Origin of the sequence: Myxococcus sp. SDU36, assembly GCF_030168875.1 — a bacterium.
GTDB classification, from domain to species: Bacteria; Myxococcota; Myxococcia; order Myxococcales; family Myxococcaceae; genus Myxococcus; species Myxococcus vastator.
Map to the genome: position 1 here is coordinate 3,638,957 of NZ_CP077414.1, position 20,953 is coordinate 3,659,909.

General features: G+C 67.6%; 20 protein-coding genes, 1 tRNA gene and 2 pseudogenes. 10 read left to right on the plus strand and 13 right to left on the minus strand.

The features are described 5' to 3' along the window. The first annotated feature begins 115 nt into the window (after positions 1–115). From prfA to KGD87_RS14160, 4 genes are all read left to right on the plus strand, one after another. Complete coding sequence (gene prfA / locus KGD87_RS14145; RefSeq protein ID WP_284667948.1) at positions 116–1,204, plus strand: peptide chain release factor 1; 1,089 nt, start codon at positions 116–118, stop codon at positions 1,202–1,204. Continuing rightward, complete coding sequence (gene prmC / locus KGD87_RS14150; RefSeq protein ID WP_284667949.1) at positions 1,201–2,082, plus strand: peptide chain release factor N(5)-glutamine methyltransferase; 882 nt, start codon at positions 1,201–1,203, stop codon at positions 2,080–2,082. Before prfA ends, prmC begins: the two co-directional genes overlap by 4 nt. 14 nt (positions 2,083–2,096) lie before the next feature. Continuing rightward, complete coding sequence (gene murA / locus KGD87_RS14155; RefSeq protein ID WP_284667950.1) at positions 2,097–3,359, plus strand: UDP-N-acetylglucosamine 1-carboxyvinyltransferase; 1,263 nt, start codon at positions 2,097–2,099, stop codon at positions 3,357–3,359. A 145-nt stretch (positions 3,360–3,504) separates the two neighbouring features. Then, a complete protein-coding gene (locus KGD87_RS14160; RefSeq protein WP_163777674.1) occupies positions 3,505–3,894 on the plus strand; it encodes a zf-TFIIB domain-containing protein in 390 nt (129 codons plus the stop codon). A 54-nt stretch (positions 3,895–3,948) separates the two neighbouring features. Here KGD87_RS14160 and KGD87_RS14165 read toward each other — a convergent pair whose 3' ends face one another. Further along, the gene (locus KGD87_RS14165) at positions 3,949–4,788 is read right to left on the minus strand and encodes an NADase-type glycan-binding domain-containing protein (protein ID WP_284667952.1); all 840 of its coding nucleotides are present in this window, start codon (positions 4,786–4,788) and stop codon (positions 3,949–3,951) included. A gap of 157 nt (positions 4,789–4,945) precedes the next feature. Here KGD87_RS14165 and KGD87_RS14170 point away from each other — a divergent pair, with 157 nt between their 5' ends. Continuing rightward, the gene (locus KGD87_RS14170) at positions 4,946–7,144 is read left to right on the plus strand and encodes an ABC transporter substrate-binding protein (RefSeq protein WP_284667953.1); all 2,199 of its coding nucleotides are present in this window, start codon (positions 4,946–4,948) and stop codon (positions 7,142–7,144) included. 59 nt (positions 7,145–7,203) lie between these two features. Beyond that, a tRNA-Gly gene (locus KGD87_RS14175) sits at positions 7,204–7,276 on the plus strand. A 223-nt stretch (positions 7,277–7,499) separates the two neighbouring features. On the opposite strand, the pseudogene KGD87_RS36900 reads toward KGD87_RS14175, so the two are convergent. From KGD87_RS36900 to KGD87_RS36910, 9 genes and pseudogenes are all read right to left on the minus strand, one after another. Further along, positions 7,500–8,609 (minus strand): annotated as a pseudogene (locus KGD87_RS36900) (tyrosine-type recombinase/integrase); the annotation flags it as partial. A 231-nt stretch (positions 8,610–8,840) separates the two neighbouring features. Then, entirely contained in the window at positions 8,841–9,068 is a 228-nt protein-coding gene (locus KGD87_RS14180) for a helix-turn-helix domain-containing protein (protein WP_284667954.1), read from the minus strand. A gap of 2 nt (positions 9,069–9,070) precedes the next feature. Continuing rightward, positions 9,071–10,165: an AAA family ATPase gene (locus KGD87_RS14185; RefSeq protein WP_284667955.1), complete on the minus strand. Its 1,095-nt coding sequence runs from the start codon at positions 10,163–10,165 to the stop codon at positions 9,071–9,073. Further along, a complete protein-coding gene (locus KGD87_RS14190; protein WP_284667956.1) occupies positions 10,162–10,722 on the minus strand; it encodes a toprim domain-containing protein in 561 nt (186 codons plus the stop codon). Before KGD87_RS14190 ends, KGD87_RS14185 begins: the two co-directional genes overlap by 4 nt. A 518-nt stretch (positions 10,723–11,240) precedes the next feature. Further along, positions 11,241–11,447, minus strand: a complete 207-nt coding sequence (locus KGD87_RS36905; protein ID WP_095956843.1) for a helix-turn-helix transcriptional regulator — start codon at positions 11,445–11,447, stop codon at positions 11,241–11,243. 104 nt (positions 11,448–11,551) lie between these two features. Further along, positions 11,552–12,061: a hypothetical protein gene (locus KGD87_RS14195; RefSeq protein WP_284667957.1), complete on the minus strand. Its 510-nt coding sequence runs from the start codon at positions 12,059–12,061 to the stop codon at positions 11,552–11,554. 494 nt (positions 12,062–12,555) lie between these two features. Beyond that, positions 12,556–12,759, minus strand: coding sequence for a hypothetical protein (locus KGD87_RS14200; RefSeq protein WP_284667958.1), 204 nt, complete (start codon positions 12,757–12,759; stop codon positions 12,556–12,558). A 158-nt stretch (positions 12,760–12,917) separates the two neighbouring features. Next, on the minus strand, positions 12,918–13,595 hold the full coding sequence (locus KGD87_RS14205; RefSeq protein WP_284667959.1) for a hypothetical protein: 678 nt from the start codon (positions 13,593–13,595) through the stop codon (positions 12,918–12,920). A 29-nt stretch (positions 13,596–13,624) separates the two neighbouring features. Continuing rightward, a complete protein-coding gene (locus KGD87_RS36910; protein ID WP_350102206.1) occupies positions 13,625–13,831 on the minus strand; it encodes a helix-turn-helix domain-containing protein in 207 nt (68 codons plus the stop codon). 181 nt (positions 13,832–14,012) lie between these two features. Here KGD87_RS36910 and KGD87_RS14210 point away from each other — a divergent pair, with 181 nt between their 5' ends. The 4 genes and pseudogenes from KGD87_RS14210 to KGD87_RS14225 all read left to right on the plus strand — a co-directional run bounded on the left by KGD87_RS14210 (position 14,013) and on the right by KGD87_RS14225 (position 17,110). Beyond that, positions 14,013–14,519, plus strand: a complete 507-nt coding sequence (locus tag KGD87_RS14210) for a hypothetical protein (RefSeq protein ID WP_284667960.1) — start codon at positions 14,013–14,015, stop codon at positions 14,517–14,519. A gap of 537 nt (positions 14,520–15,056) precedes the next feature. Beyond that, complete coding sequence (locus KGD87_RS14215) at positions 15,057–15,317, plus strand: hypothetical protein (protein WP_284667961.1); 261 nt, start codon at positions 15,057–15,059, stop codon at positions 15,315–15,317. A gap of 266 nt (positions 15,318–15,583) precedes the next feature. Beyond that, a complete protein-coding gene (locus KGD87_RS14220) occupies positions 15,584–15,820 on the plus strand; it encodes a hypothetical protein (protein ID WP_284667962.1) in 237 nt (78 codons plus the stop codon). A 102-nt stretch (positions 15,821–15,922) separates the two neighbouring features. Then, positions 15,923–17,110 (plus strand): annotated as a pseudogene (locus tag KGD87_RS14225) (IS3 family transposase). Between the two features lie 1,010 nt (positions 17,111–18,120). On the opposite strand, the gene KGD87_RS14230 reads toward KGD87_RS14225, so the two are convergent. The 3 genes from KGD87_RS14230 to yczR form a co-directional block, all read right to left on the minus strand. Next, entirely contained in the window at positions 18,121–18,879 is a 759-nt protein-coding gene (locus KGD87_RS14230; protein WP_284667963.1) for a hypothetical protein, read from the minus strand. A 102-nt stretch (positions 18,880–18,981) separates the two neighbouring features. After that, entirely contained in the window at positions 18,982–19,197 is a 216-nt protein-coding gene (locus KGD87_RS14235; RefSeq protein WP_284667964.1) for a helix-turn-helix domain-containing protein, read from the minus strand. A 281-nt stretch (positions 19,198–19,478) separates the two neighbouring features. After that, positions 19,479–20,936, minus strand: coding sequence for a MocR-like transcription factor YczR (gene yczR, locus KGD87_RS14240; protein WP_284667965.1), 1,458 nt, complete (start codon positions 20,934–20,936; stop codon positions 19,479–19,481). Between the last annotated feature and the right edge of the window lie 17 nt (positions 20,937–20,953).

A 20,953-nucleotide genomic window follows, 5' to 3' on the forward strand; every position in this document is an offset into this window, starting at 1 on the left:
AGCGCGGTGAGGGCGGCCCTTTTTTCATGCTCCCGCCCAAGCGTCCAAGGAATTTCTTGACTCCGCCCGCCCTTGCCAGAGGCCGTGCAAAGGGGCAATACCCCCCGGAACGACGATGATTGACAAACTCGAAGACGTCGAGCGCCGGTTCGAACGACTGACGGCCGACCTGTCGAACCCCGACGTACTCGCCGACTCGGCGAGGCTCCAGAAGGTGTCCAAGGAACGCGCGGGCCTGGAGAAGCTGGTCGAGGCCTTCCGGGCCTACCGCAAGGTGCTCGCCGACCTCAGCGAGGTCGAAGCCTGGCTCGGCAGCAGCGACGCCGACGAGAAGGCCTTCGCCCGCGAGTCCCTGCCCGGCCTGAAGGAACAGCGCGACGAGATGGAGGCCAGCCTCAAGATCCTCCTCCTGCCCAAGGACCCGAATGACGAGAAGAACGTCATCCTGGAGATTCGCGCGGGCGCGGGCGGTGACGAGGCCGCCCTCTTCGCCGAGGAGGTCATGCAGATGTACCTCCGCTACGCGGAACGCCGGGGCTGGAAGGCGGACATCCTGGACATGAGCCCGGGCAACGCGGGCGGCGTGAAGGACGCCACGGTGACGCTGTCCGGCGACGCCGTCTTCAGCAACATGAAGTACGAGTCCGGCGTACACCGCGTGCAGCGGGTGCCGGCCACGGAGACGCAGGGCCGCATCCACACGTCCACGATTACGGTGTCGGTGATGCCGGAGGCGGAGGACGTGGACGTGCAGGTGAACCCGGCGGACATCGAGATGCAGGTGATGCGCTCCACGGGCTCGGGCGGCCAGAGCGTCAACACCACGGACTCCGCGGTGCGCCTCATCCACCACCCGACGGGCATCGTGGTGAAGTGCCAGCAGGAGAAGAGCCAGCTGAAGAACCGCACCATGGCCATGCGCATGCTTCGGGCGAAGCTCTACGAAATCGAGCAGGAGCGCATCCGCAACGAGCGCGACTCCGCGCGCCGCGCCCAGGTGGGCACCGGCGACCGCAGCGAGAAGATTCGCACCTACAACTTCCCGCAGGACCGGCTGACGGACCACCGCATTGGCCTCACCGTGCACAACCTGCCGGGCGTCATGGCCGGCAACGTGGACGACGTCGTCACCGCCTGCCGGACCTACTACCAGGCCGAAGCGCTCAAGGCGCAGACGGCCGGCGGCCCGAAGTCCTCCGCATGAGCAGCGACCCCTGGACCATCCGCAAGGTCCTCACCTGGACGACCCAGCACTTCGAGAAGCGACAGGTGGATGCCCCGCGGCTCACCGCGGAGATCCTCCTGTCGTACGTGCTCGAGCTCAGCCGCGTCCGGCTGTACGTGGACCTGGACCGCCCGCTCTCCAAGGAGGAGCTGGGCGCCTACCGTGCCCTCATCGAACGGCGCATGGCGGGCGAGCCCACGCAGTACCTGACGGGGGTGCGCGAGTTCTACAACCGCCCCTTCAAGGTGGACGCCCGGGTGCTGATTCCGCGCCCGGAGACGGAGCTGCTGGTGGAGGCGGCGCTGCGCATGCTCCCCAAGGACGCGCCCGGCCGCGCGCTGGACGTGTGCACCGGCTCCGGCTGCATCGCCATCAGCCTGGCGGCCGAGCGTCCCCAGGCCACCGTCATCGCCACGGACTTGTCGCCGGACGCCTGCGCGCTGGCGCGGGAGAACGCCCAGGCGCTGGGCGTGGCGGACCGGGTGACGGTGCTGCAGGGGGACCTGTTCGCCCCGGTGCCCGCGGGCGAGCGCTTCCAGGTGGTGGTCTCCAACCCGCCGTACATCGCCTCCGAGGAGATTGCCGGCCTGTCCGCCGAGGTGCGGCGCGAGCCGAAGCTGGCGCTGGACGGCGGGCCAGACGGACTGGTGGCGGTGCGCCGGGTGGTGACGGGCGCGCGCCAGTGGTTGGAGCCTGGCGGCCTCCTTGCAATGGAGATTGGTGAGGACCAGGGCCCCGCCGTCCTGGAGCTCCTGCGCGCCGCGGGTTACGCGGACGCGCGGGTGGAGAAGGACCTGGAGCGGCGGGAACGGATGGCTTTTGGGACACAGCCCGTGGCCAACGAGCCACAGGGCTGAAGACGCAGGGAACCATGGACAAGATCGTCATCAAGGGCGGCCAGGCGCTGCACGGCGAAGTGCAGGCCTCGGGCGCGAAGAACGCGGCGCTGCCCATCCTCGCCTCGGCGCTGCTGGCCGACGGCACCTCCACCTACCGCAACGTGCCGGACCTAGCGGACGTCGCCACCATGCTCAAGGTGCTGCGCACCATGGGCTGCGACGCGGAGCGCAACACCGAGACGTCGGACGTCTGCCAGGTGGGCGTCAACGGCCACATCACGCCGGAGGCGCCGTACGAGCTGGTGAAGACGATGCGCGCCAGCGTGCTGGTGCTGGGGCCGCTCGTCGCCCGCTTCGGCCGGGCGCGGGTGTCCATGCCGGGCGGCTGCGCCATTGGCGCGCGGCCCATCGACCAGCACCTCAAGGGGCTGAAGGCGCTGGGCGCGGACATCCACCTGACGGAAGGCTACGTGGAGGCCCAGGCGAAGCAGCTCAAGGGCGGCACCGTCAACTTCGACGTCATCACCGTCACCGGCACGGAGAACGTGATGATGGCGGCGGTGCTGGCCAAGGGCCGCACCGTCATGGAGAACTGCGCCCGCGAGCCAGAGGTCGAGGAGCTGGCCAAGGTGCTCAACAAGATGGGGGCGCGCATCGAGGGCGCGGGCACGTCCATCATCACCATTCAAGGCGTGGACGGACTGAAGCCGGTGGAGCACGCCATCCTCCCCGACCGCATCGAGGCCGGCACCCTGCTGGTGGCGGCGGCCATCTCCGGCGGCGACGTGCTGGTGAAGCGCGTGGTGCCCGAGCACATGGACGCGATGGTGGAGAAGCTGCGCGAGGCCGGGTGCACCCTCACCGCCGAGGGCGGCGGCCTGCGCTGCAAGGCGCCCCAGCGCCTGGAAGCGGTGAACATCACCACCACGGAGCACCCGGGGTTCCCCACCGACATGCAGGCCCAGTTGATGGCCCTCATGTCCGTCAGTCAGGGGACGTCCGTCATCAACGAAAACATCTTCGAAAACCGCTTCATGCACGTGCCGGAGCTGCACCGGCTGGGCGCGGACATCACCATCCAGGGGCACACAGCGGTGGTGAAGGGCGTGAAGGGCCTGAGCGGCGCGCCCGTCATGGCAACGGACCTGCGGGCGAGCGCGTCACTCATCCTGGCGGGCCTGCGGGCGGAGGGCCGCACCGACGTCAGCCGCGTCTACCACCTGGACCGGGGCTACGAGCGCCTGGAGCGCAAGTTGAGCGGCCTGGGTGCGGACATCCGCCGCGAGAAGGCATAGGGCCGAGGGGCTGGGGGGCGACGGGACGGCGCGTTGCCAACAGAAGGCGCAAGGCGGGTTGCATCCAAAATTTCGCGCGACCTATCATTCTCCAATCGACTGGGGAGAACACCACTCCCCCCCAACAGGAGAATGGAACCGCCCCATGGATTGCCCCAGCTGCAACGTCGAGATGTCCGATCTCGAGGGGGATGACCAGACGTTGCGAAAGTGTGGAGATTGCGGCGGCCTCTGGATTGACGTCGCGGACCTCAACCGGGTCCTGCTCCACAACAACCTCCCCGGGCTGGAGAGCCAGGGCGGCAAGGTAGATGCGGAGGCATTGACGGGTCAGTGCCCCGAGTGCCAGGTCGACCTCGTCCGCGTGGACGGTGGCGACCGCCAGCATCCGCTGCACTACGACACCTGCGAGTCCTGCGGCGGCATCTTCCTGGAATCCGAATTCCAGGACGCCACCGACGTGAAGATCGCGGTCGAGGAAATCATCGCGTTCTTCCGCCACTTCAGCGTGAAGCGGAAGATGGCCATCCTCTAAGGCGAGCTGCGTCGCCTCCCGGGAAGCCGGGCGGGCGGCAGCCCTCCCGTCAGCTCACCGTTGGCCGCGGAACTCCTCGCCCCAGGCCTCGGCGACGGGCCCGTCGAACGCCAGCGACGCATCTGGCGGACGTGTCCCCTCCGAGTCCCCTCGCGGGAAACGCACCGTCACCCGCCCGTACGGGGGGACGTCCAGGGACAGCTTCTCCCCGGACAGCGTGTAGGCCCCGCTGACTGTCGTGGACACCTCGCCCTCCAAGGGCTCCTCGGTGAGGCTGTAGGTGCCATCCAGGTAGAAGGACAGGAAGCGGTGCGGGGCGCCCTTCAGGCCACCGAACCAGGTGCCCAGCAGCGGCGCCAGCCGGGCGTTGTAGCGCAACTTGGGCGCCAGCCAGGTGCCGTTGAGCGCCTTCCCTCTGGCGTAGAAGACGATGTCGGTGACACAGACGGGCGCGTCGTCCTTGGCGCCCGGGAAGCGCTCCGACACCTCCAGCGTGAAGCGGGCGCCCCGAAGTCCTGACTTGAGGGGCACCACCTGGAGCCCCCGCTTGTCCTCCACGCTGACGCTGCGTGCTTCCTTGATGCCGGTCAGCGTGAGCTTCCGCGCCCGGGCGCGGGCCTTGAACGCGGCCCGGTCCGAGCCGTCTCCCGTGTACACGCGGACCTCGTCCACGGTGACGATGTCCTTGAAGCCGAAGGTGAAGGACGCGGGCCCATCGCCGCTGACACACCACGCGGTGGAGTCGCGGCCGTCGAGCACGTTGAGGGGCCCGTAGCGCTCCGGCTGGCGGGTGCGGTCGAGCCAATCGGAGGCCTGGACGTAGCCAGGCGGGACATTGGATGCGGCGGAGGCCGCCGTGGCGGACAGGAGGGAGGCGAGGAGCAGGCGTCGCATGTCCCCGCATCTTTGATCGCCTCGCGCGCGCGGCTCCAGTCCGAGCACGCACGGAGCGGCCGGGCGGGTGCGGATGAAAGCGCCCTCGCGGATGTTGGGGTGCTTGACACTCCGTCCCCGCCGGGAAGGATGGCGGTTTGTGCTGGAGGAGACCGTGATGAGACGCTGGGGGTGGGCCTGTGTGCTGGGGCTGATGCTGGCCGGCTGCAAGGAAGACAAGGCGCCGGAGGCTCCGGACGCGGGTCCGGTGGAGACGGGGCCGGCCGCGCTCACGGAGCAGGAGCCCAACGACAGGCCGGACCAGGCCCTGGACCTCACCCGCAACAGCACGGTGAGCGCGGAGTTCACCGCGCAGCCGAACAAGGCGGACGAGGACTGGTACCGGCTGGCGCCCGGCGCGCCGCGCATCGCGGACGTCACCGTGTCCGGCCTGCCCGGCGGGGACATCACCCTTGAGGTGTATGACCGCGACCGCAACCGCCTGGTGGGCATCAACAGCGAGGGCGAGGGCAAGCCGGAGCGCTTCCCCAACCTCTTCGTGGAGAACGAGCGCTTCCTCCGCGTGGTGCCCACCCGCAAGGGCGTGGGCGGTGCGTACACGCTCGAGGTCCGCATGCGCGCGCCCGAGGACGGCGAGGAGCGCGAGCCCAACGACCGCGCCGTAGACGCGGTGAACCTGCCCCTGGGCCAGACGGTGACGGCCTTCCTGGGCCATGCCGGCGACGAGGACTGGTACCGCATCGAGCTGCCGGACCCGGCGCAACCGTCGAACCCGGAAGGCCCGGGCCCGGGTGGCACGGCGGAGGACCCGGCGACCGCGCCCTTTGGCGATTCGCCGTCGCAAGGCACGCCGCCCACGGGGGGCGGCGCTGCGCCCCAAGGGATGGGCGGCACGCGGCCCGGCGCTGGAGGCCCAGGAGCCCCCCAGGGGCAGGACGACGCGCTGGGCGGAGGCCTCGCCGGCGCACAGGGCATGAACGGCGCTGGCGCGCGGGACGGACAGGGCAACTCCGGCGCGAGGCAAGACCTGGGCGGCAACGGCTTCGAGGAGGAGGAAGGCGCGGCACCCCGAGGTCCGGAGGGGGACGGGGCGCCCGACCTCATGGCTCAGGAGGGCATGCAGGGCGGTGTGGAGGGCTTCGGGCGCGACGAGGCCCCGCCCTCCCCCGCCATGGAGGGCACCTTCGCGGGCAGCGAGCCGCCGCCGGTGGGGAGCCAGGCGGTGGGCGAGGCCATTGCGCGCGCTCTGGACGCGGGCACGGCGGTGCCCGCGCCCTCCGAGCCGGACGTGCCCCCCGAGCCGCCCTCGGTGGCGCTGAAAATCGAGCTGACCGGCGTGGACGGCGTGCGGCCGGAGCTGTCGGTGTTGTCCGCGGCGGAGGCGCCGCTCTTCACCCTGCGCGGCAAGGAGGGCGAGACGCTGTCGCTGCGCAACATCGGCGTGCGCGCCATGGACCGGGTCGTCTACGTGGTGGTGAAGACGAGCTGGGTGGGCACCGGCAAGGAGGCCCGCCGGACCTTCAACACGACCATGCCGTACACGCTCACCGTGTCGCAGGAAGAGGCCGGCGCCAGCGCGGAGCTGGAGCCGAACGACGAACTCCACAAGGCCACGAGCCTCACGGCCGGGAGCTACCGAGAGGGCTTCCTGGCGCCCAAGGGTGACGTGGACCACTTCGTCCTGAAGACGTCCGAGCCGGTGCTGGCGAAGGTGGAGCTGACCGGCGTGGAGCGACTGGACCTGGTGCTCTCCATGGTGGAGCCCCCGGAGGGAGAGTCCGGCAAGGAGACGGTGCTGCTGCGCGCCAACGACGGCGCCATCAAGGAGCCCGAGCGCCTCAACAACGTCGCCTGCGACGGCGCCTGCTACTTCCGGGTGGAGGGCGCGTCGCGCAAGGTGGACGGCAAGTGGGTGAAGGACTTCGAGAACGCCGAGCAGCCTTACCGCATCACCGTCACCACGGTACCGGACAACGGCGGCGAGGAGCGCGAGCCCAACAACACCGCGGACCGGGCGCAGGACCTGACGCTGGGGCAGCCGATGCGGGGCACGGTGTATCCAGTCAAGGACACGGACTTCTTCCGGCTGGACCTGTCGGACCGGCCGGTGCGCACGCCCATCCGGGCCACGCTGCTGGGCATCCTGAAGGTCGACGTGGGGCTGTACCTGCACCGCGTGCAGCCGGACGGGAAGCTGTCGCTCGTGCAGACGGCGGACCGGGCCAAGGGCGACCAGCCGGAGCGCATCCACTACAGCGCCGAGCCGGGCGTCTACCTCTTCGAGGTCCGCGACGCGCGCAACCGCGAGTCGAACTTCCAGGACGCGTACCAGCTCACCGTCGACGAGTCGGAGTAGCGCCGCACTTCCCGTTGACAAGCCACGGGGCGGCCCGTACCTTGCGCCCTGCTTCGCCCGCGGTGGTAGCTCAGTTGGTAGAGCACGAGCTTCCCAAGCTCGGGGTCGAGGGTTCGAATCCCTTCCGCCGCTCACGCATAAAGGCCGGTAGTTCTTGAGGAAACTCGGGACTACCGGCCTTCGTGTTTGCGGGCTTCGGGATGCCTTGCAGCAAGGGTGCAGCAAACGGCGCGAAGCCGCTCCCTCCGCTCCCCTCCCCGGCTCGCGCCTGCCGCACCTCCGGCGGATGCAGGGGGACAGGCGCGAAGGACAGCTTGTTGATTTCCTCACGCAGGTAGGCCGGGTCCATATGGGCGTAGCGCCGCATGGTGAGGTTCGGGTCCGAGTGCCGCAGGACGCTCGCCACCGCCGCCGGGCTTGCCCCGGACTGGATGAGCAACGAGGCGCAGGTCCCGCGCAGGTCGTGGAAGCGCAACCGGCGCGGCTTCGGCTTCGCCCAGAGGCGCATGTCGCAGCGCGGACACCGCTTCGCCTCGGCCTCGTCCGACTCCTCCTGAAAGCCACATCCCTTGCGGCGACAGACGAGCTTCCATCCGCTGACGATGCCGGCCCGCCCCAGGGCCCGCTGGAGGATGGCCTGGGCCTTGAAGTCCCGGCGGCGCATGGAGCCGTCCGGGGCCGGGAAGAGCAGCCCGGAGGGTGAGTCCGCGCTGGCCTGCTGGAAGTACGCAACGGCCTCCTCCGCTATCGGAATCACGTCCGCGCGGTTCCCCTTGGTGGTGTCCCGGTCATGGGAGCGCGCAACCGTCAGGCGTCGCGCCTCAAGGTCCACGTCCTCCTTTCGGAGCGCGAGCAACTCGCCCTTGCGCAGACCGGTATAGATGGCCACCGCGAACAAGGGGCGCAGGTCCGGGCTCAGTGCAGCCAGGAGGCGCGGAACCTCCTCCGCTCGCAGGTAGTCGTACTGCCGCCGGGGAACGCGCCGGGTGTCCACCAACAGGGCGGGATTCTCGCCAGCCCACTTGCCCGCCTTGCGGGCCTTGTTGAAGGCGCGGACCAGATAGCCCCGGAGGTGATTCAGGCTCTGCGGGCCCAGCGCTTGAGCCTTGCCCTGCAACCACGTCTCAATCCTCGCGATGGTCAACTCACCTACGAGCAAGTGGCCAATCTCGGGCGCGATGTGCAGCCGGAGCGCTCGCATGGTGGGCTCATAGGACGGCCGGTCCTTGAGGTATGCGTCGCAATACCAGCGCACCACCTCCTCAACCGTTAGTGCGCCCCCGCCGTCCGCATACGTGCGCGGTTCCAGTCCGAGCCGCTCCCGCTCGGCCTTCCGCTCCAACTCTCCCGCGATGCGCCGGGCCTCGGTCTTCGTGCGCGCATGGGTCGCCTTGTCGCGCCACCGGCCCTCTGCATCCTTGAAGCGCAGATACCACTTGCCCGCCTTCTCGTAGACGCTCGCCATGGCTACCGTGCTCCCTTCCGCCGGGCAGGCTTCGCGGGTGTGGCCTCTGGGCGCGCGAGATAGCCCCGCGCGGTCAGCCACTCGGCCAGGATGTGAACTGCCATGCCGGAGGAGGTGCGGAGGTCCTTTTCCGCAGCCTCGGCAAGGGCCTCCTTTACCGCCACCGGCAACCGAAGGTTCAAGGTCGAATCTCTCTTCATCGGGTCAGTGTAACACAAGTGGCAGCACGCCCTATGAGATGGGCTTCCGGGGGAGCGGAAGGATGCGGGCAGGAGGCGAGCGGTCCCCCCGCGCCCACGCGCGCACTGCCTCCGGTTCAAAGCGCACGAGTCCGCCGACACGCAGGCACGGCAACAGGCCCGCCTCCGTCTTCTGATACACCCACGAGCGGCTCACCTTGAGGAAGCGCGCCACGTCTCGCGCGTCCCACAGGTTCTCGAAGGGAAGTGAGGTGCTCATCGTTAGCCCTCCTCCACTTGCGAGTGCCCAGCGGCGGTGCCTGGGGCGAGGACGTACCCGCGTCCTTCCCACTTGATTTCGCCCCGTTCTTCCATCGCGTTGATGGTCCGGAAAGCAACCTGCCGTCTCCCACCCACCATCTTGGCCAACTGCGCTTTGTTGGGAGGGAGAGTCGCGGAGGCGAGCACCCGCCGTACCTGTTGCTCCTTGTCCTGCGCGGTTGTCTCGGTCACGTCCTCGATGGTCACAGTGCCATCGGCAAGGGAGAGCGTGAACAGGTGTCGCTGCGCCGTTTCCCCATCCCTCCCCTTCGCCACCTGCGCCACGAAGGAGACAAGCCCCGAGTGGCGTGGCGTGTCCTCTCGCGTGAGGTTCACCTGCATATCCGCCCAACCCGACAGCACGGTGCTCCCCCTTGCCGCGTAGATGAGTGGCCCCTCGCCGCGCTCGCCCGCCTTCGAGGTGTGGTGCACCAGTACGATGAGCGCACGCGGGTTGATGGTGGCTAGGGCCTGGATGTGCTCCTTCGCCTCATTCACGGCTTCGGTGTCGTTCTCATTCCCGAGGAACAGCGAGGAGAACGGGTCGAGAACCAGGACAGGCGCCTCGTGGGCGCGCAGATGCTCGGCGATTTGCTCGCGTATCGCAGCATCACCAAGCCGCACGCCCTTACGATGGGCGATATGCACGAGGGTATCCGGGAGGAATCCAAGGGCCGTGAAGCGGTCAAACATGCTGCGCGGCCGCCCCTCCTCGAACACCAAGAAGGAGGGTCGCCCCGCCTCTGCCGCCCTCTTGGCGATGATGAGCGCAAGGTACGTCTTGCCCACTCCTGGTGCGGCCACAATGAGGAGGTTGCCAGAATCTGGAACCACCTCCCTGATGAGCCAGGAGAGGGGCGGCAAGTCCTTAATGCGCGCAAGGAAGTCCGTGAGGGACTCGAAGAGGGGCGGAGAGGTTCCGGCGGTTCCCGGTGGTTCCGGGAACCGGTTCCCAGTTCCCGACCCTGTAGGCGGAACCGGAACCGGCTTGCGGCCATTGGTCACGGCAGCGAACACTTCCGCATCCGAGCGGCCGGCGGCATCGTCTCCGCTCATCGCGTGACCTCCTGGCGGGAAGCAAAATCCACCCGCTCGACCGTGACTCCTGCCGGGAGAGCCTCGCGGACTTGGATGGCGTAGCGGTCTCCGGCCTCGTCTCCGTCGGTCGCGACCCAACAAGGAATCCCTGTGGGCCAAGCCGAGAGGGAACGGAAGGCGTTCGCGCTCCCGGCGACCATGCCGAGCACGGCCCAGCGCCGCCCATAACGGCAGGCGACTTGCGCGAGCTTGAGCGTGTCCGTGAGCCCCTCGGTCACCACCACGGCTTCGAGGGCAGCCAGAGTCTCCGCGCCCCGCACTGCCCGGAGGAACTCCTGGCCCCGCCCATTGGCAAAGAGCGTTCCCGCGTAGGAGAACCCTCGCGGGTTTCGCGTCTTGTCCTTCGCTGGCAGGTCCGCCCGGATGGCGCGTGCCTGAATCGAAGCCACCTCACCACCAGACTCGAAGGCCAAGAGGGCGAGCCGGTACACGTCCGGCGGGTAAGGCCACCACGGCGGGTATGGATAGCGCTCGGGTGGCGGAAGGATGCGAGCAAGCGCGCGGGTCTCCGGCATGGTGAGCCATCCCATGTCGAAGCCGCGCGTCGAGAGGTAGACGCGGACGGCTCCGGTCCAAGATGGGTCAAGGCCGGAGGGGACCGCATCCAGCGGAAAGCTCGCGCGCCAGAGGGACTCAAGCTCGGCTTTCGGGGGGCGCAGAGCGCGTGATGGCGCCATGGGCTGCATACGCAAGGGCGACGCGAGTGAAACCGCCAGGCCATCCGCCAACGCTGCGCGCACCGATGTCCAGTCACTCGGCCTGGGGTTCTGAGCGATGACCCATGCGGCGAGCGTCACAGCGTCGCCGTGAGCGTCGCACTCGTGGCAGCGCCAGCCGCGCCCATCCGGCGTGAGGCCGACGGCACCGCGTTTGTCACGGCGTGAAGGGTGACGGTTCGTCGCCCCGCAGGCGGGACACGGCCTGATAAATGCCCCGCGTGGCCCGCGCCTGCCAACTTCCAGGCCGAGCCCACGCGCGACTGCTTCAACGCCCCGCTCGCGCACCTCGGAGAACCAATTTGGGAGGAAGAGGCTCACGACCGGCCTCCACGCGCGCGCGACTCGCCGATGAGCATCGCGATATCGCCGGCGCGCCATGCGGTGATGCGAGGCCCGAGTTTGACCGGTTGAGGGAAACGACCCGAGCGAACCCCCGCCCACCATGTGGAACGGCTGACGGGGATGAGCTTGAGGATCGCCGGGAGCCTGAGAAGACCGGGAAGTGTTTCTGCGTCCGACACCGATTGCCTCCGTGCTGTGAAGAGCAGGGCAATCGTGAGTCGTCCGGCCTGTTGATTACGTGGGGACGGCTGGCGGATTCGTGGAGCGGTTGTCCCCCCTCAATTCACTGGTCAGTCGGTCGGCGCCCCCGAGTTGTTCGGCCCAAGGATGCGCTCGCCCGCGCTCGCTCCAGTGCCTTCTTCCATTTTTCAAGGCGCTGCTCCCAGGCGGAGTCTCGGGCATCCGGGGCTTGCGGCAACTGGCTGCCGTGCGCTACCTCCAAGAGTGCCGCGATGTTCTTCGTGATGGACCATCCTTCTTTTGAAGACACTGTGACGAGGTAGCGGGCAATCGTCGTTGTCTCCTGCGCATTGCTTTCCGTGACTTCACCTCGCGGCCTGATTCGGTTGGCCTCCTTCAGAAGTTCGTCTCCTTCGCGGAGCCAAGGTTCCAGCCGTTCAAGCAAGGCGCGCACTGCGGCAGGCCCCACAGGTGCATTCTCCAGTTCCTCCCACGAATCTTCGATCTGCTCGCGCAGGGTCGCTGGATACGGCCCGGTTCCTTCGCTCTCGATAGCCCGCGACGCCTTGATGGTGTTCTTGATGGTGCGCAGACCGGGCCCGAGCGCTTTCAAGCTCTCCCAGAGCGCCGCAGTCTCGCGTAGGCGCGTTGGGCGGTGGACCTTCCGCCGGAGTCCTCGCAGTAACGCCGCGCATCGTGCATCTCCGAGGCGGCGCTTGCATTCGGCCAGCGCCTCTTCTGCGCTCGCCCATGGCGGACTCTCTCGCTTCTTCCTGCCCATGTACGCCCCGGGTACTCCCCAGAAGATGGAAGGGGCGCGGACTGCCACGTCTGGGAACCGTGCCCGGCTGGCCAGCCGTGCCTGCGCGACGCTCTTCTATCGCAACTGGCCGCCATCAGCCGCTGCCCAGAGCGGAGGCTTTCCCGCTGGGCGAGGCAGCAACAGCCGGATAACCACAGCTACACCCCGGGGGGAACTGGCCTCGAACTCACTGAGCCACCGCTCCGCCGAGGTCATGTCGTCGTCCTCATACAGTTCCACCACGGCCAGGCAGGGCGCATCCCGGCTTGCGCGACGTTCCAGGGCTTCGATTCGGGAACGCAGCTTTACCGCGCGCACGCCAGTCCTCCCGCGCGGGGAGAGCCCTCGTGCTTGGTTCCGGCTTCGAGCTTGGCGAGGCGCTCCTCCAACTCGGTGCCCTGGATGATGCCGGCGAGTACCGAGTACCCGTAAATGAGCGCCCGTGCCTTGCTGGCCTCCATGGTTCCGTCTTCCAGCGCGCGGAGGCAGTCGGCGAGCCCGGTCCTCACGTTTCCTAAGTTCACCAGTCGCCGCCGCCGCTGCCGGGGGGAGGGGGGTGGGGCCTTGCCAAGGTTTTCACTAGTGATCACGGCCACTTGCTCCTGTGAAGCACTGCGCCGAAGGGTAATTTGGACGCCACCAGAGGGTGTCTAGGCTCTTCGGGAAACTACCTCCTGAGCGGCCATCCAATTTCAGCGCAGCGCCGCGCCACTTCGGTTCGCGTCCTTCCTGCCTTTAGCCATTCGGCAAGCACGCTCACGCACAAGAGGAACCCGAGTCCGACCATGAATGAGAGCGGTCGTCCCCAGAGGAAGAAGAGCCCCACAATCGCGACTGCGCTCCAAAGCATGTACCAGCGACGCTCCTTCGTGACGGAACGACGAACGGCGCCCTGCGCCGCGATTTCGCTCTTCGCGAGGAGTTCGCGTATGGCGCGCGCATGTCGGAGGAGGCCGACAGCGTAGTCCGGCGCTGCAACGCTCGCGCTTTCAAGCGCATCCGCAAACTTACGAAGCGCTCCGACAGAATCGACGCCGATGGTGTTGTTGTACGCGTAGCCAGCCTCGTCCCATGCCGGCTCCTCAAACGGAGGCATTTCGCGCATTACGGCACCGAAATCTCTGAGAATCCGAAACTTTGTTTCATCATCCGCGCTTCCATCCGGTAACCGAACCAGTCTCCCAGCGAAACTGAGTAGTTCCGATGCGAACCAGTGCGCCTCGAACAGCGCCCGCGTGATGGGAGCCTTGAAGACGCAGTCGGGACTATCCATGGCTGCGCGGATCTTGGCATCGATATCGGCTAGTGTTGGAAGACCGCCCGCGTGCTTGCGCTCAGTCGTCATGGACTCCCCCTCAGTCAGCGCGCGTCCCCTTAGATGCCGGTAGCTACCTCATCGGGGCTGGGGAACAGGTCGCGGAGTGGCACTTTGTAAGCCGCAGATGCGGCAACCAACGTGGCTACGGTGGGGTTCGCACTGCCCCCCTCTAGGCGCGGCATGTACTTAGGATGCAGCCCCATCATTTCGGCGGCCTGTTCTTGAGTGAGCCCCCTTGCTTGGCGGGCCTCCCGGAGTTTCATCCCGAGTCGTCGTAGTTCCCGCTTGATTGCGGGAGCCAAGGCCTCCGGCGTCGCGGTCGGTGCGGGGCGCTGTGACTTGCCGGGTGGGGACACAGAGCCAATTTGGCCCGGGTAACCTTTACGTTACCACAACCTATAGTTTACCTTCGGACCGCCAGTGACCCTCGAAAGGACGGCCTACATGACCGAAGAGAAGGACCGCACCAGCGCCCCGGCGGTCGTCAGCATTGACCTGGAACTCGCCACTGTGGCGGGAGCTACGCGGGGGGCTCAACTCCTCGCGGATCTCCTGGCCAGCAAGGCGCTGGACGACGAACACGAGAGAGAAGCTCCTTCGGGCATCTTCTCCATTCTGGCCCTGGTGACGGAGCGCATCGGGCAACTGCGGCGCGTGATTCGCAGCGAGGAGAGCCCCGCACATTTGTGGGCCCCGCACAATGCGGTGGAAGACCCAACGATAAGCGGCGAGTTCCCTGGGGATATCGTCCTGTTCGCCTCGGGCCCTCTACGGTTCCCCCTGGTCATGTGGGAGGCCGGTGGGATGGAGTCCCAAGAGAACCCAGAGAAGCGCGCGCGCAAGGGGCGCAAGGGCACGAGCGAGCGGACCCGTGGACCCGCTCCTGAGTCCGCCGATAAATCCCAGGGTGAGAGTCCGAAGGAACCCGCGCCGTCTTCTCCCGCCTCCTAGCGCCAGGGGGCGCGGCACCGCTGACGCAGGGGCCGCTGGGCGCGGATGCTCCAGCGGTCTCTGCTCCAGGGGCTTGGCACGACGCGAGCCGCCCTACCTTGAGGAAGTGCTGTGCTGAGCCGGCTTGGCCCCAGTGGCGGGTGGATGCTTTGCACTGAAATAGAGCGCTAGCTTGGTAGGCGGACGTCTCTTCGTGGTCGGGCGCTGGCTGCGTTGAGGCCGACTCGCACGATGGTGTGTGGGCCTGGGTTGGGGCCTTGACTAGCTGAACATGGCGCCCAGTAGCCCGCTAACCGTCACAGAAGGAGGGGCTCTCGTCTTCCAGCCCCGGCTCCGCCCCTGCTTGAGGGAACGAGCAACGGCATCTGGTCCACGGACTGCTCGTGCTTCGTCTGCCGCCGGGCCAGCAACCCGTTGAGGAGGGGACCAGGAACTGGCTCACCGCGAGCGCGATGAGGTCGGTCTCAATCGAGGGGGGCATGCAGGGCGAAAAGGGGCGGCGTTCCCTGGAAGCCAGGGACGGGTAGAGTCCCGGGCATGAGCCCGAACGCCACCACCGCCGAAGCACCAATTGGGTCCGAGTGGACCGAGAACAGCGCTGCCACCGGAGAGGGCACTGCCGGCCAGACCATCTGGAAGGTGGTTGCCTCCACCTGGGCCACTGTCGACATTCCGGAAAAGGACAGAATCCTTACCGTCAAGCTTATGGCTGGCGGCCGCGCCCCCCGGGTCGTCACGATGCGTGACTTGATGGCCAAGTATTCGCCTTTCAAGGATAAGGACGACGCCGAGAACTGACCTCGGTGGTGCAGGCGCAGGGCGTAGTCAGCGCCCGCCTCGCCGGGAGGTCCACGCCGTCGGGGGCGGAAGGGTGCACTCGAAGCGGACTGGGCACCCATCCTCAAGGACGCACGTCACCCAACCCAACCTTCGAGCGGGCAGCCGTTGATGAGGCCGAGCACGCCCACCGTACAGGAGTCATCAGCCTCACGCGCGACCTGGACTAAGGGCAGGGCGAAAGGAGCGGCGTTCCCCGAAAGACAGGGACGGGTAGAGTCCCGGGCATGAGTTCACTCAACGAAGCCGCGCAGCTGTACGTCGGGTCCCGATGGGTCGAGAATTCCGCTCCCGCGGGCGGTCCCTGGACGGTGACGGACATCGACTTCAAGGGCGTCGATGTGCCCGGCAAGGGAAGAGTCCACCACCTCACGCTCGCGCGCGGGCCGGACGAGTCCCGCCGAATCACCACGGCCACCCTGATGGCCAGCTACACGCAGGCGCGAGAAGACGCGAAGGCGTGACGCGGCGCCGAATCCCCTTGCCAACGGCAATGCCAATCGGAAGGAGCCAATGAGCCTGCCCCGATTCCGTGGACACCCGAGATGTGGTGGAAAGGGTGTCCAATGTCGGTGAGTGACGCGAAGCAGAAGAAGAGCCGGAGGCAGCGCCGGGAGTTCACACGCGAGTTCAAGGACGGCGCGGTGAAATTGGTGCTGGACGAGGGCAAGGGCATTCCGGAGGTGGCCCGAGATTTGGACCTCACGGAGTCCGCCCTGCGTACGTGGGTGGAGCGGGCGAAAGAGGCTCGCGGTGAGGGCAAGCCGGGGGCCCTGCGCCAAGAAGAGAGGGAGGAGCTTGCGCGGCTGCGAGCGGAGAACCGCCAGCTGAGAATGGAGCGAGAGCTGTTAAAAAAAGCGGCGGCCTTCTTCGCGAAGGAGACGACGTGAAGTTCGCGTTCATCCACGCGCAGAAGGCCCACTTCCCGATTGCCTTCATGTGTGAGCAGTTGGAGGTGTCCCGCAGCGGCTACTACGCCTGGGCCCACCGGCCGCAGTCCGCGCGCAAGACGAAGGACAGGAGCTGACCGAAGTGGTCGCTGCCGTCCACGCGGAGAGCCGACGTTGGTACGGCAGTCCGCGCGTATTCCAGGAACTGAAGGCCCGAGGCTACCGCGTCAGCCGCAAGCGCGTGGCTCGACTGATGCGGCAGAGGGGGTTACGGGCCCGCGCTCGCCGCCGCTTCGTCAAGACGACGGACTCGGCGCACAGCTACCCGGTGGCGCCCAACGTGCTTGAGCGCGACTTCTCCCCCCAGAAGCCCAACAGCAAGTGGGCCGGCGACATCACTTACATCTGGACGGCAGAGGGTGGCTGTACCTGGCCGTCGTGCTGGACCTCTTCAGCCGCAAGGTGGTGGGCTGGGCGATGAGCGACACCATCGACCGCCACCTGGTGCTGTCCGCGCTCACCATGGCCCTTCTCAACCGCCCCGCGCCGGACCTCCACCACTCGGACCGCGGCAGCCAGTACGCGAGCGACGACTACCGCAAGCTGCTGGAGAAGCAGGAAATCGACTGCAGCATGTCGCGCAAGGGCAACTGCTGGGACAACGCGGTGGTGGAGAGCTTCTTCTCCTCGCTGAAGATGGAACTCGTCTACGAGCGCAACTTCCAGACGCACGAAGAAGCCAGACGGGCGCTGTTTGAGTACATTGAGGCGTGGTACAACCGCCGCCGCAGGCATTCCTCGCTCGGTTATGTCAGCCCCGAGGAGTACGAGCGGAACGCCTCAACCCCAAGTGCGGCAGCTTAACGAAACTGTCCACGAAATCGGGGCAAGCCCACCATGCCAATAGGAAGGATGAGTGCACTGTTGCGGGGATCGGCCCGGGGCACTGCGGGGGAAGCGGGCTGCTGGAGGGGGCCCCCAAGCCGATGCGCCTTTCCGGTGGATCGACCATGCAGCCCCCTTCAGGCACACCCCTGCCAACGCCGTGCTCCCGAGAGGGCTCGGCCGCTGACTGGCGCGCCTTGGCTACGGCTGGCATGCGTTCACCCCCACCACGCGCTCTGGGGCGGCCCTCGCGCAGGGGCCAGGTGCGCACTCGCCGTGGGCAACCCCAGGTGCTCCACAATCGCGCTCACCCAGCCTGCTCCCTTCACGTACGCCAACACCCTTAGTGTTGCTGAGCACGGTGGTTGAGGGAGACCGGCCAGTTCTCGCACCGACTGGATGATGGAATCCCAAGTGGAGGCTGCGAAAATGCCATCACGGAGCCGGACCACCAGAGGTCACGCTCGTGATGGGACCCAACTCCTTGACGCGACAGCAGTTTCCGCGAGAAGCGGAACTGATTGCTCCCATCCTGCGGTTCTCCGGTCGAGTCAGGGCTGCCCGAAGGGCACCGCCGGAGGCGGCCAAGGCCTTGACGCGACTGGGGAACCGTAGTTCCGAGGCCATCAACCAGGCGGTTCACCCGAGCATCAAATAAGGGCCCGCTCACAATTTGCTTAGCCCTGAGAGGCGTTCCCACCCCCGGAAATCGGCCTCCAGGTGCAGAAATCGGCAAAGTAATTTCTGAGCGGGCCCTAACGTGCGCGGCAACACCACTCAGCGTGGGGACAGGGAGCGCAGGACTCTGACGCGGCGTCTGTCCGCGTATCCTTCTCCAACTCGGCAGGCCGCTCCCTCTCCTTTCTCAGACGGGGCACGGCGAGCAGATACGTCTCTGCGCCAGGGGATTGGAACGACGCGCGCCCCCAGCCTTAAAGAAACGCGGTGCTGCTCCGGCCTGGGCTCCAGCAAGTGCGCCGTAGGAGTCTCTATGGCAACAGCGTTTTGATGGTCTCGCAGTTCATCAGTGCACTCCGCAAGTAGCGGTGGTGAGAGTGCGCCGTGATCTTGGACGCCAACTTTTGGCACGTCGCGTCTTCAGCCGTGACAACGCGTGTTTGGGTGTACGTCCAGTCCTCTTCCCTGAGGTCATATGTAAGGACGAGCGTCAGCACAACGCCGCACAGACCCTCGGGCCCGGAGACGCTCACCCATCTGTTCTTTGCTTTCCGCTTGAGCGTGCGCTCAAACCGCGTGTGGGTGACCGAACAAGCGCTTCTCGGCTCAATGAGCACTTCGCGCATCGCCGAGACAACGCAATCGGAGGAACTGCACTCGCACACTCGTCTGAGCGCGGCCTGCTCTTGCCTGAGGTATGCTAGCTTGGATGGCTCTTTTGTGATGGTTTGCACCTCATTGAGGTACGCCAGCCCGCTGCGGCAATGCGCATGTGCCTTCCTGACCCCTTCATCTCCAGCATAGCGCTTGCGGAGTTCGGCCGCCCCTGCTGCGGTCTCGTGGGGCGTTGGGGGAGCCGCCTTTGTCACCAGCAAGTGGGAGAAGACGCAGTCGACCTCACTGAGCGAGTTCTGTGCTGCGGCAGTAGGCCGACACTCCATCGACATCGCGTCGACTGAGTCTGGTGAATAGAGCAGTGCCGACACGTACGCGAGTTCCCCCCCCTCATTTGGCGGAAGCGCAGCCGCAGCACCAGCCACCAACAAGACCAAGAAGGGGAAAGAGCGCATTCCTCCATCCTCCCCAGCACCAGTGCATAGGTCCACTGAACATGGTCTCAGGCGGACTGATTCCGGTTCCCGCCATAGGGCCGGGAACCGGGAACCGCTAGGTCAGCCTTGACCTCGGGCAATGAAGGCGTCCACGTCCGCTGGTCGGACGCGGATGGCGTTGCTGACCCGGACGTGAGCCAGTTCGCCCCGCTCGCACAGCCGGTAGACGGTGGCGGTGCAGATGGCCAACCGCTCCGCCACCTCCCGCACGGTGAGCAGGCGCTCCGCCCCGCTCGGCAGCCCACGGAGCCGCGCGGGCCCCGGACCTTGCAGCACGGGTGCAGCAAACTCCTTGCGATTCCCTGCTACCGGCTGGGACGGTTGGACGGCCCCCTGCCCCGAATCCCCAAGGATTCTGAGGGCTTGTGAATGGCTGGTAACGCCTGGACGGGTCGAGGCCGCGCTTCCCAAGCTCGGGGTCGAGGGTTCGAATCCCTTCCGCCGCTCACTCATAAAGGCCGGTAGTTCTTGAGGAAACTCGGGACTACCGGCCTTCGTGTTTCCGGGGCTTCGGGAAGCCTTGCAGCAACGACATCAAATGCGAAAAGCGTGGGCGGTCAGTAGACGGCGACCGGCCCCCCCCGCGCCGAGACAGCGGGCTTCGCCGTTCGACCGACCGTCTTCGCGGCGCGAACCAGCCGTTCGACCGCCTCGTCCAGGTCGGCCTCCGGCAGGGTGTAGGGCAGGCGCAGGCGGCGTTCGAAGGCGCCGTCCACGCCGAAACGGGGCCCCGCGGCCAGACGCAGCCCCTGCTCGGCCGCGTGGACTGTCAGGGCGGAGCTGATCGGCGCTGGCAGTCGCGCCCAAATCGACAAGCCGCCGGCTGGGCAGTGACAACACCAGTCCGGCAGACGCTCCGCCAGGCGCGCCCGCAGATGATCCCGCCGCGCGCGCAGCAACGGCCGGCGCGCCGCCAGGGCCGCGCCGCCGTCATTCAAGAGCTCGACCGCCGCCAGTTGCTCCAGGATCGGCGCCCCCAGGTCGAAGCTGGCCCGGCTCTGGGCCAGCCGCTGGATCACCGCCCGGTCGGCGCGGATCCAGCCGATGCGGAGCCCGCCCCACACACTCTTGGACATCGACCCCAGCCGCACGATGCGCGGCGCGTCCACGGCCGAGGCGCTCAGCGCGGTCGGACCGCTCAGCGTCAGCTCGACCAGGGTCTCGTCCAGAACCAGCAGGGTTTCGCAGCCCTTCAACGCCGCCAGCAGCCGGGCGCGGTCGGGCGCGCGCATCATCCGTCCCGTCGGGTTGTGGTGGTCCAGCACCAGATAGGCCATGGCGGCGGCGCTGCCTCGACAGGCCGAGGCAAGGCCCTCCAGGTCCCAGCCCTCCGCCTCGTCGCCGTCCGGCAGGGCGACCGGCACGGGGCGACCGCCCGCCGCCAGGATGGCGTCGATGGCCTGCGGATAGGTGGGGTGGTCAAACACCACCGGAGCGCCGGGGCGCACCGTCAGCCGCAACAGGTGGACGAGCCCGTTGTGGGCGCCGTGGGTGATCAGGATCTGCCCCGGCGAGGTCGGCAGCCCCCGCCGCCGGTAGCCCGCCGCCACCGCCTCGCGCACTTCTTCCAGACCGGCCGCCTCGTAGCCGTGGCCGGGCAGACTCGCCGGCAGCCGCTCCAGGGCACGGACATAGGCGGCGTGGACATTGGGATCGGCCGGCAGCACGGCGGCGGTCAGGTCAATCATTCCCGCCGCCGCCGGTTCGACCTCTGACGCCCTGCGCGGCCCCGGTCCGGCCGGCAGGCTGGTGCGCGCCGCCGCGCCCTGACCGCCCGTCAGAAAGCCGTCATCCCGCAGTCGCCCATAGGCCGCCGACACCGTCGTACGGCTCAAACCCAGCGCCTGCGCCATTTCCCGCTCGCCCGGCAGCCGGGCCGCCAGCGGCAGTCTCCCGTCCAAAATCAGGAGCCGGACCGCCCCGGCCAGTTGCCGATAAGCGGCGCCCGCCCCCGGCGTGCGCCAGGCGCCGAGATGACGCATCAGGGAGACGGTGCCGATGGAGCGGCGCGGCATGAAGCCAGAATGGCATG

Coding starts and splice junctions, on each gene's coding strand:
- KGD87_RS14165 (WP_284667952.1), bottom strand. CDS start 4,788: ATGCGACGCCTGCTCCTCGCCTCCCTCCTGTCCGCCACGGCGGCCTCC.
- KGD87_RS14185 (WP_284667955.1), bottom strand. CDS start 10,165: ATGAGCGGAGACGATGCCGCCGGCCGCTCGGATGCGGAAGTGTTCGCT.
- prmC (WP_284667949.1), top strand. CDS start 1,201: ATGAGCAGCGACCCCTGGACCATCCGCAAGGTCCTCACCTGGACGACC.
- yczR (WP_284667965.1), bottom strand. CDS start 20,936: ATGCCGCGCCGCTCCATCGGCACCGTCTCCCTGATGCGTCATCTCGGC.
- KGD87_RS36910 (WP_350102206.1), bottom strand. CDS start 13,831: ATGAAACTCCGGGAGGCCCGCCAAGCAAGGGGGCTCACTCAAGAACAG.
- KGD87_RS14180 (WP_284667954.1), bottom strand. CDS start 9,068: ATGAGCACCTCACTTCCCTTCGAGAACCTGTGGGACGCGCGAGACGTG.
- murA (WP_284667950.1), top strand. CDS start 2,097: ATGGACAAGATCGTCATCAAGGGCGGCCAGGCGCTGCACGGCGAAGTG.
- KGD87_RS14170 (WP_284667953.1), top strand. CDS start 4,946: ATGAGACGCTGGGGGTGGGCCTGTGTGCTGGGGCTGATGCTGGCCGGC.
- KGD87_RS14220 (WP_284667962.1), top strand. CDS start 15,584: ATGAGTTCACTCAACGAAGCCGCGCAGCTGTACGTCGGGTCCCGATGG.
- KGD87_RS14210 (WP_284667960.1), top strand. CDS start 14,013: ATGACCGAAGAGAAGGACCGCACCAGCGCCCCGGCGGTCGTCAGCATT.
- KGD87_RS14190 (WP_284667956.1), bottom strand. CDS start 10,722: ATGCCGGAGACCCGCGCGCTTGCTCGCATCCTTCCGCCACCCGAGCGC.
- KGD87_RS14215 (WP_284667961.1), top strand. CDS start 15,057: ATGAGCCCGAACGCCACCACCGCCGAAGCACCAATTGGGTCCGAGTGG.
- KGD87_RS14205 (WP_284667959.1), bottom strand. CDS start 13,595: ATGACGACTGAGCGCAAGCACGCGGGCGGTCTTCCAACACTAGCCGAT.
- prfA (WP_284667948.1), top strand. CDS start 116: ATGATTGACAAACTCGAAGACGTCGAGCGCCGGTTCGAACGACTGACG.
- KGD87_RS14160 (WP_163777674.1), top strand. CDS start 3,505: ATGGATTGCCCCAGCTGCAACGTCGAGATGTCCGATCTCGAGGGGGAT.
- KGD87_RS14230 (WP_284667963.1), bottom strand. CDS start 18,879: ATGCGCTCTTTCCCCTTCTTGGTCTTGTTGGTGGCTGGTGCTGCGGCT.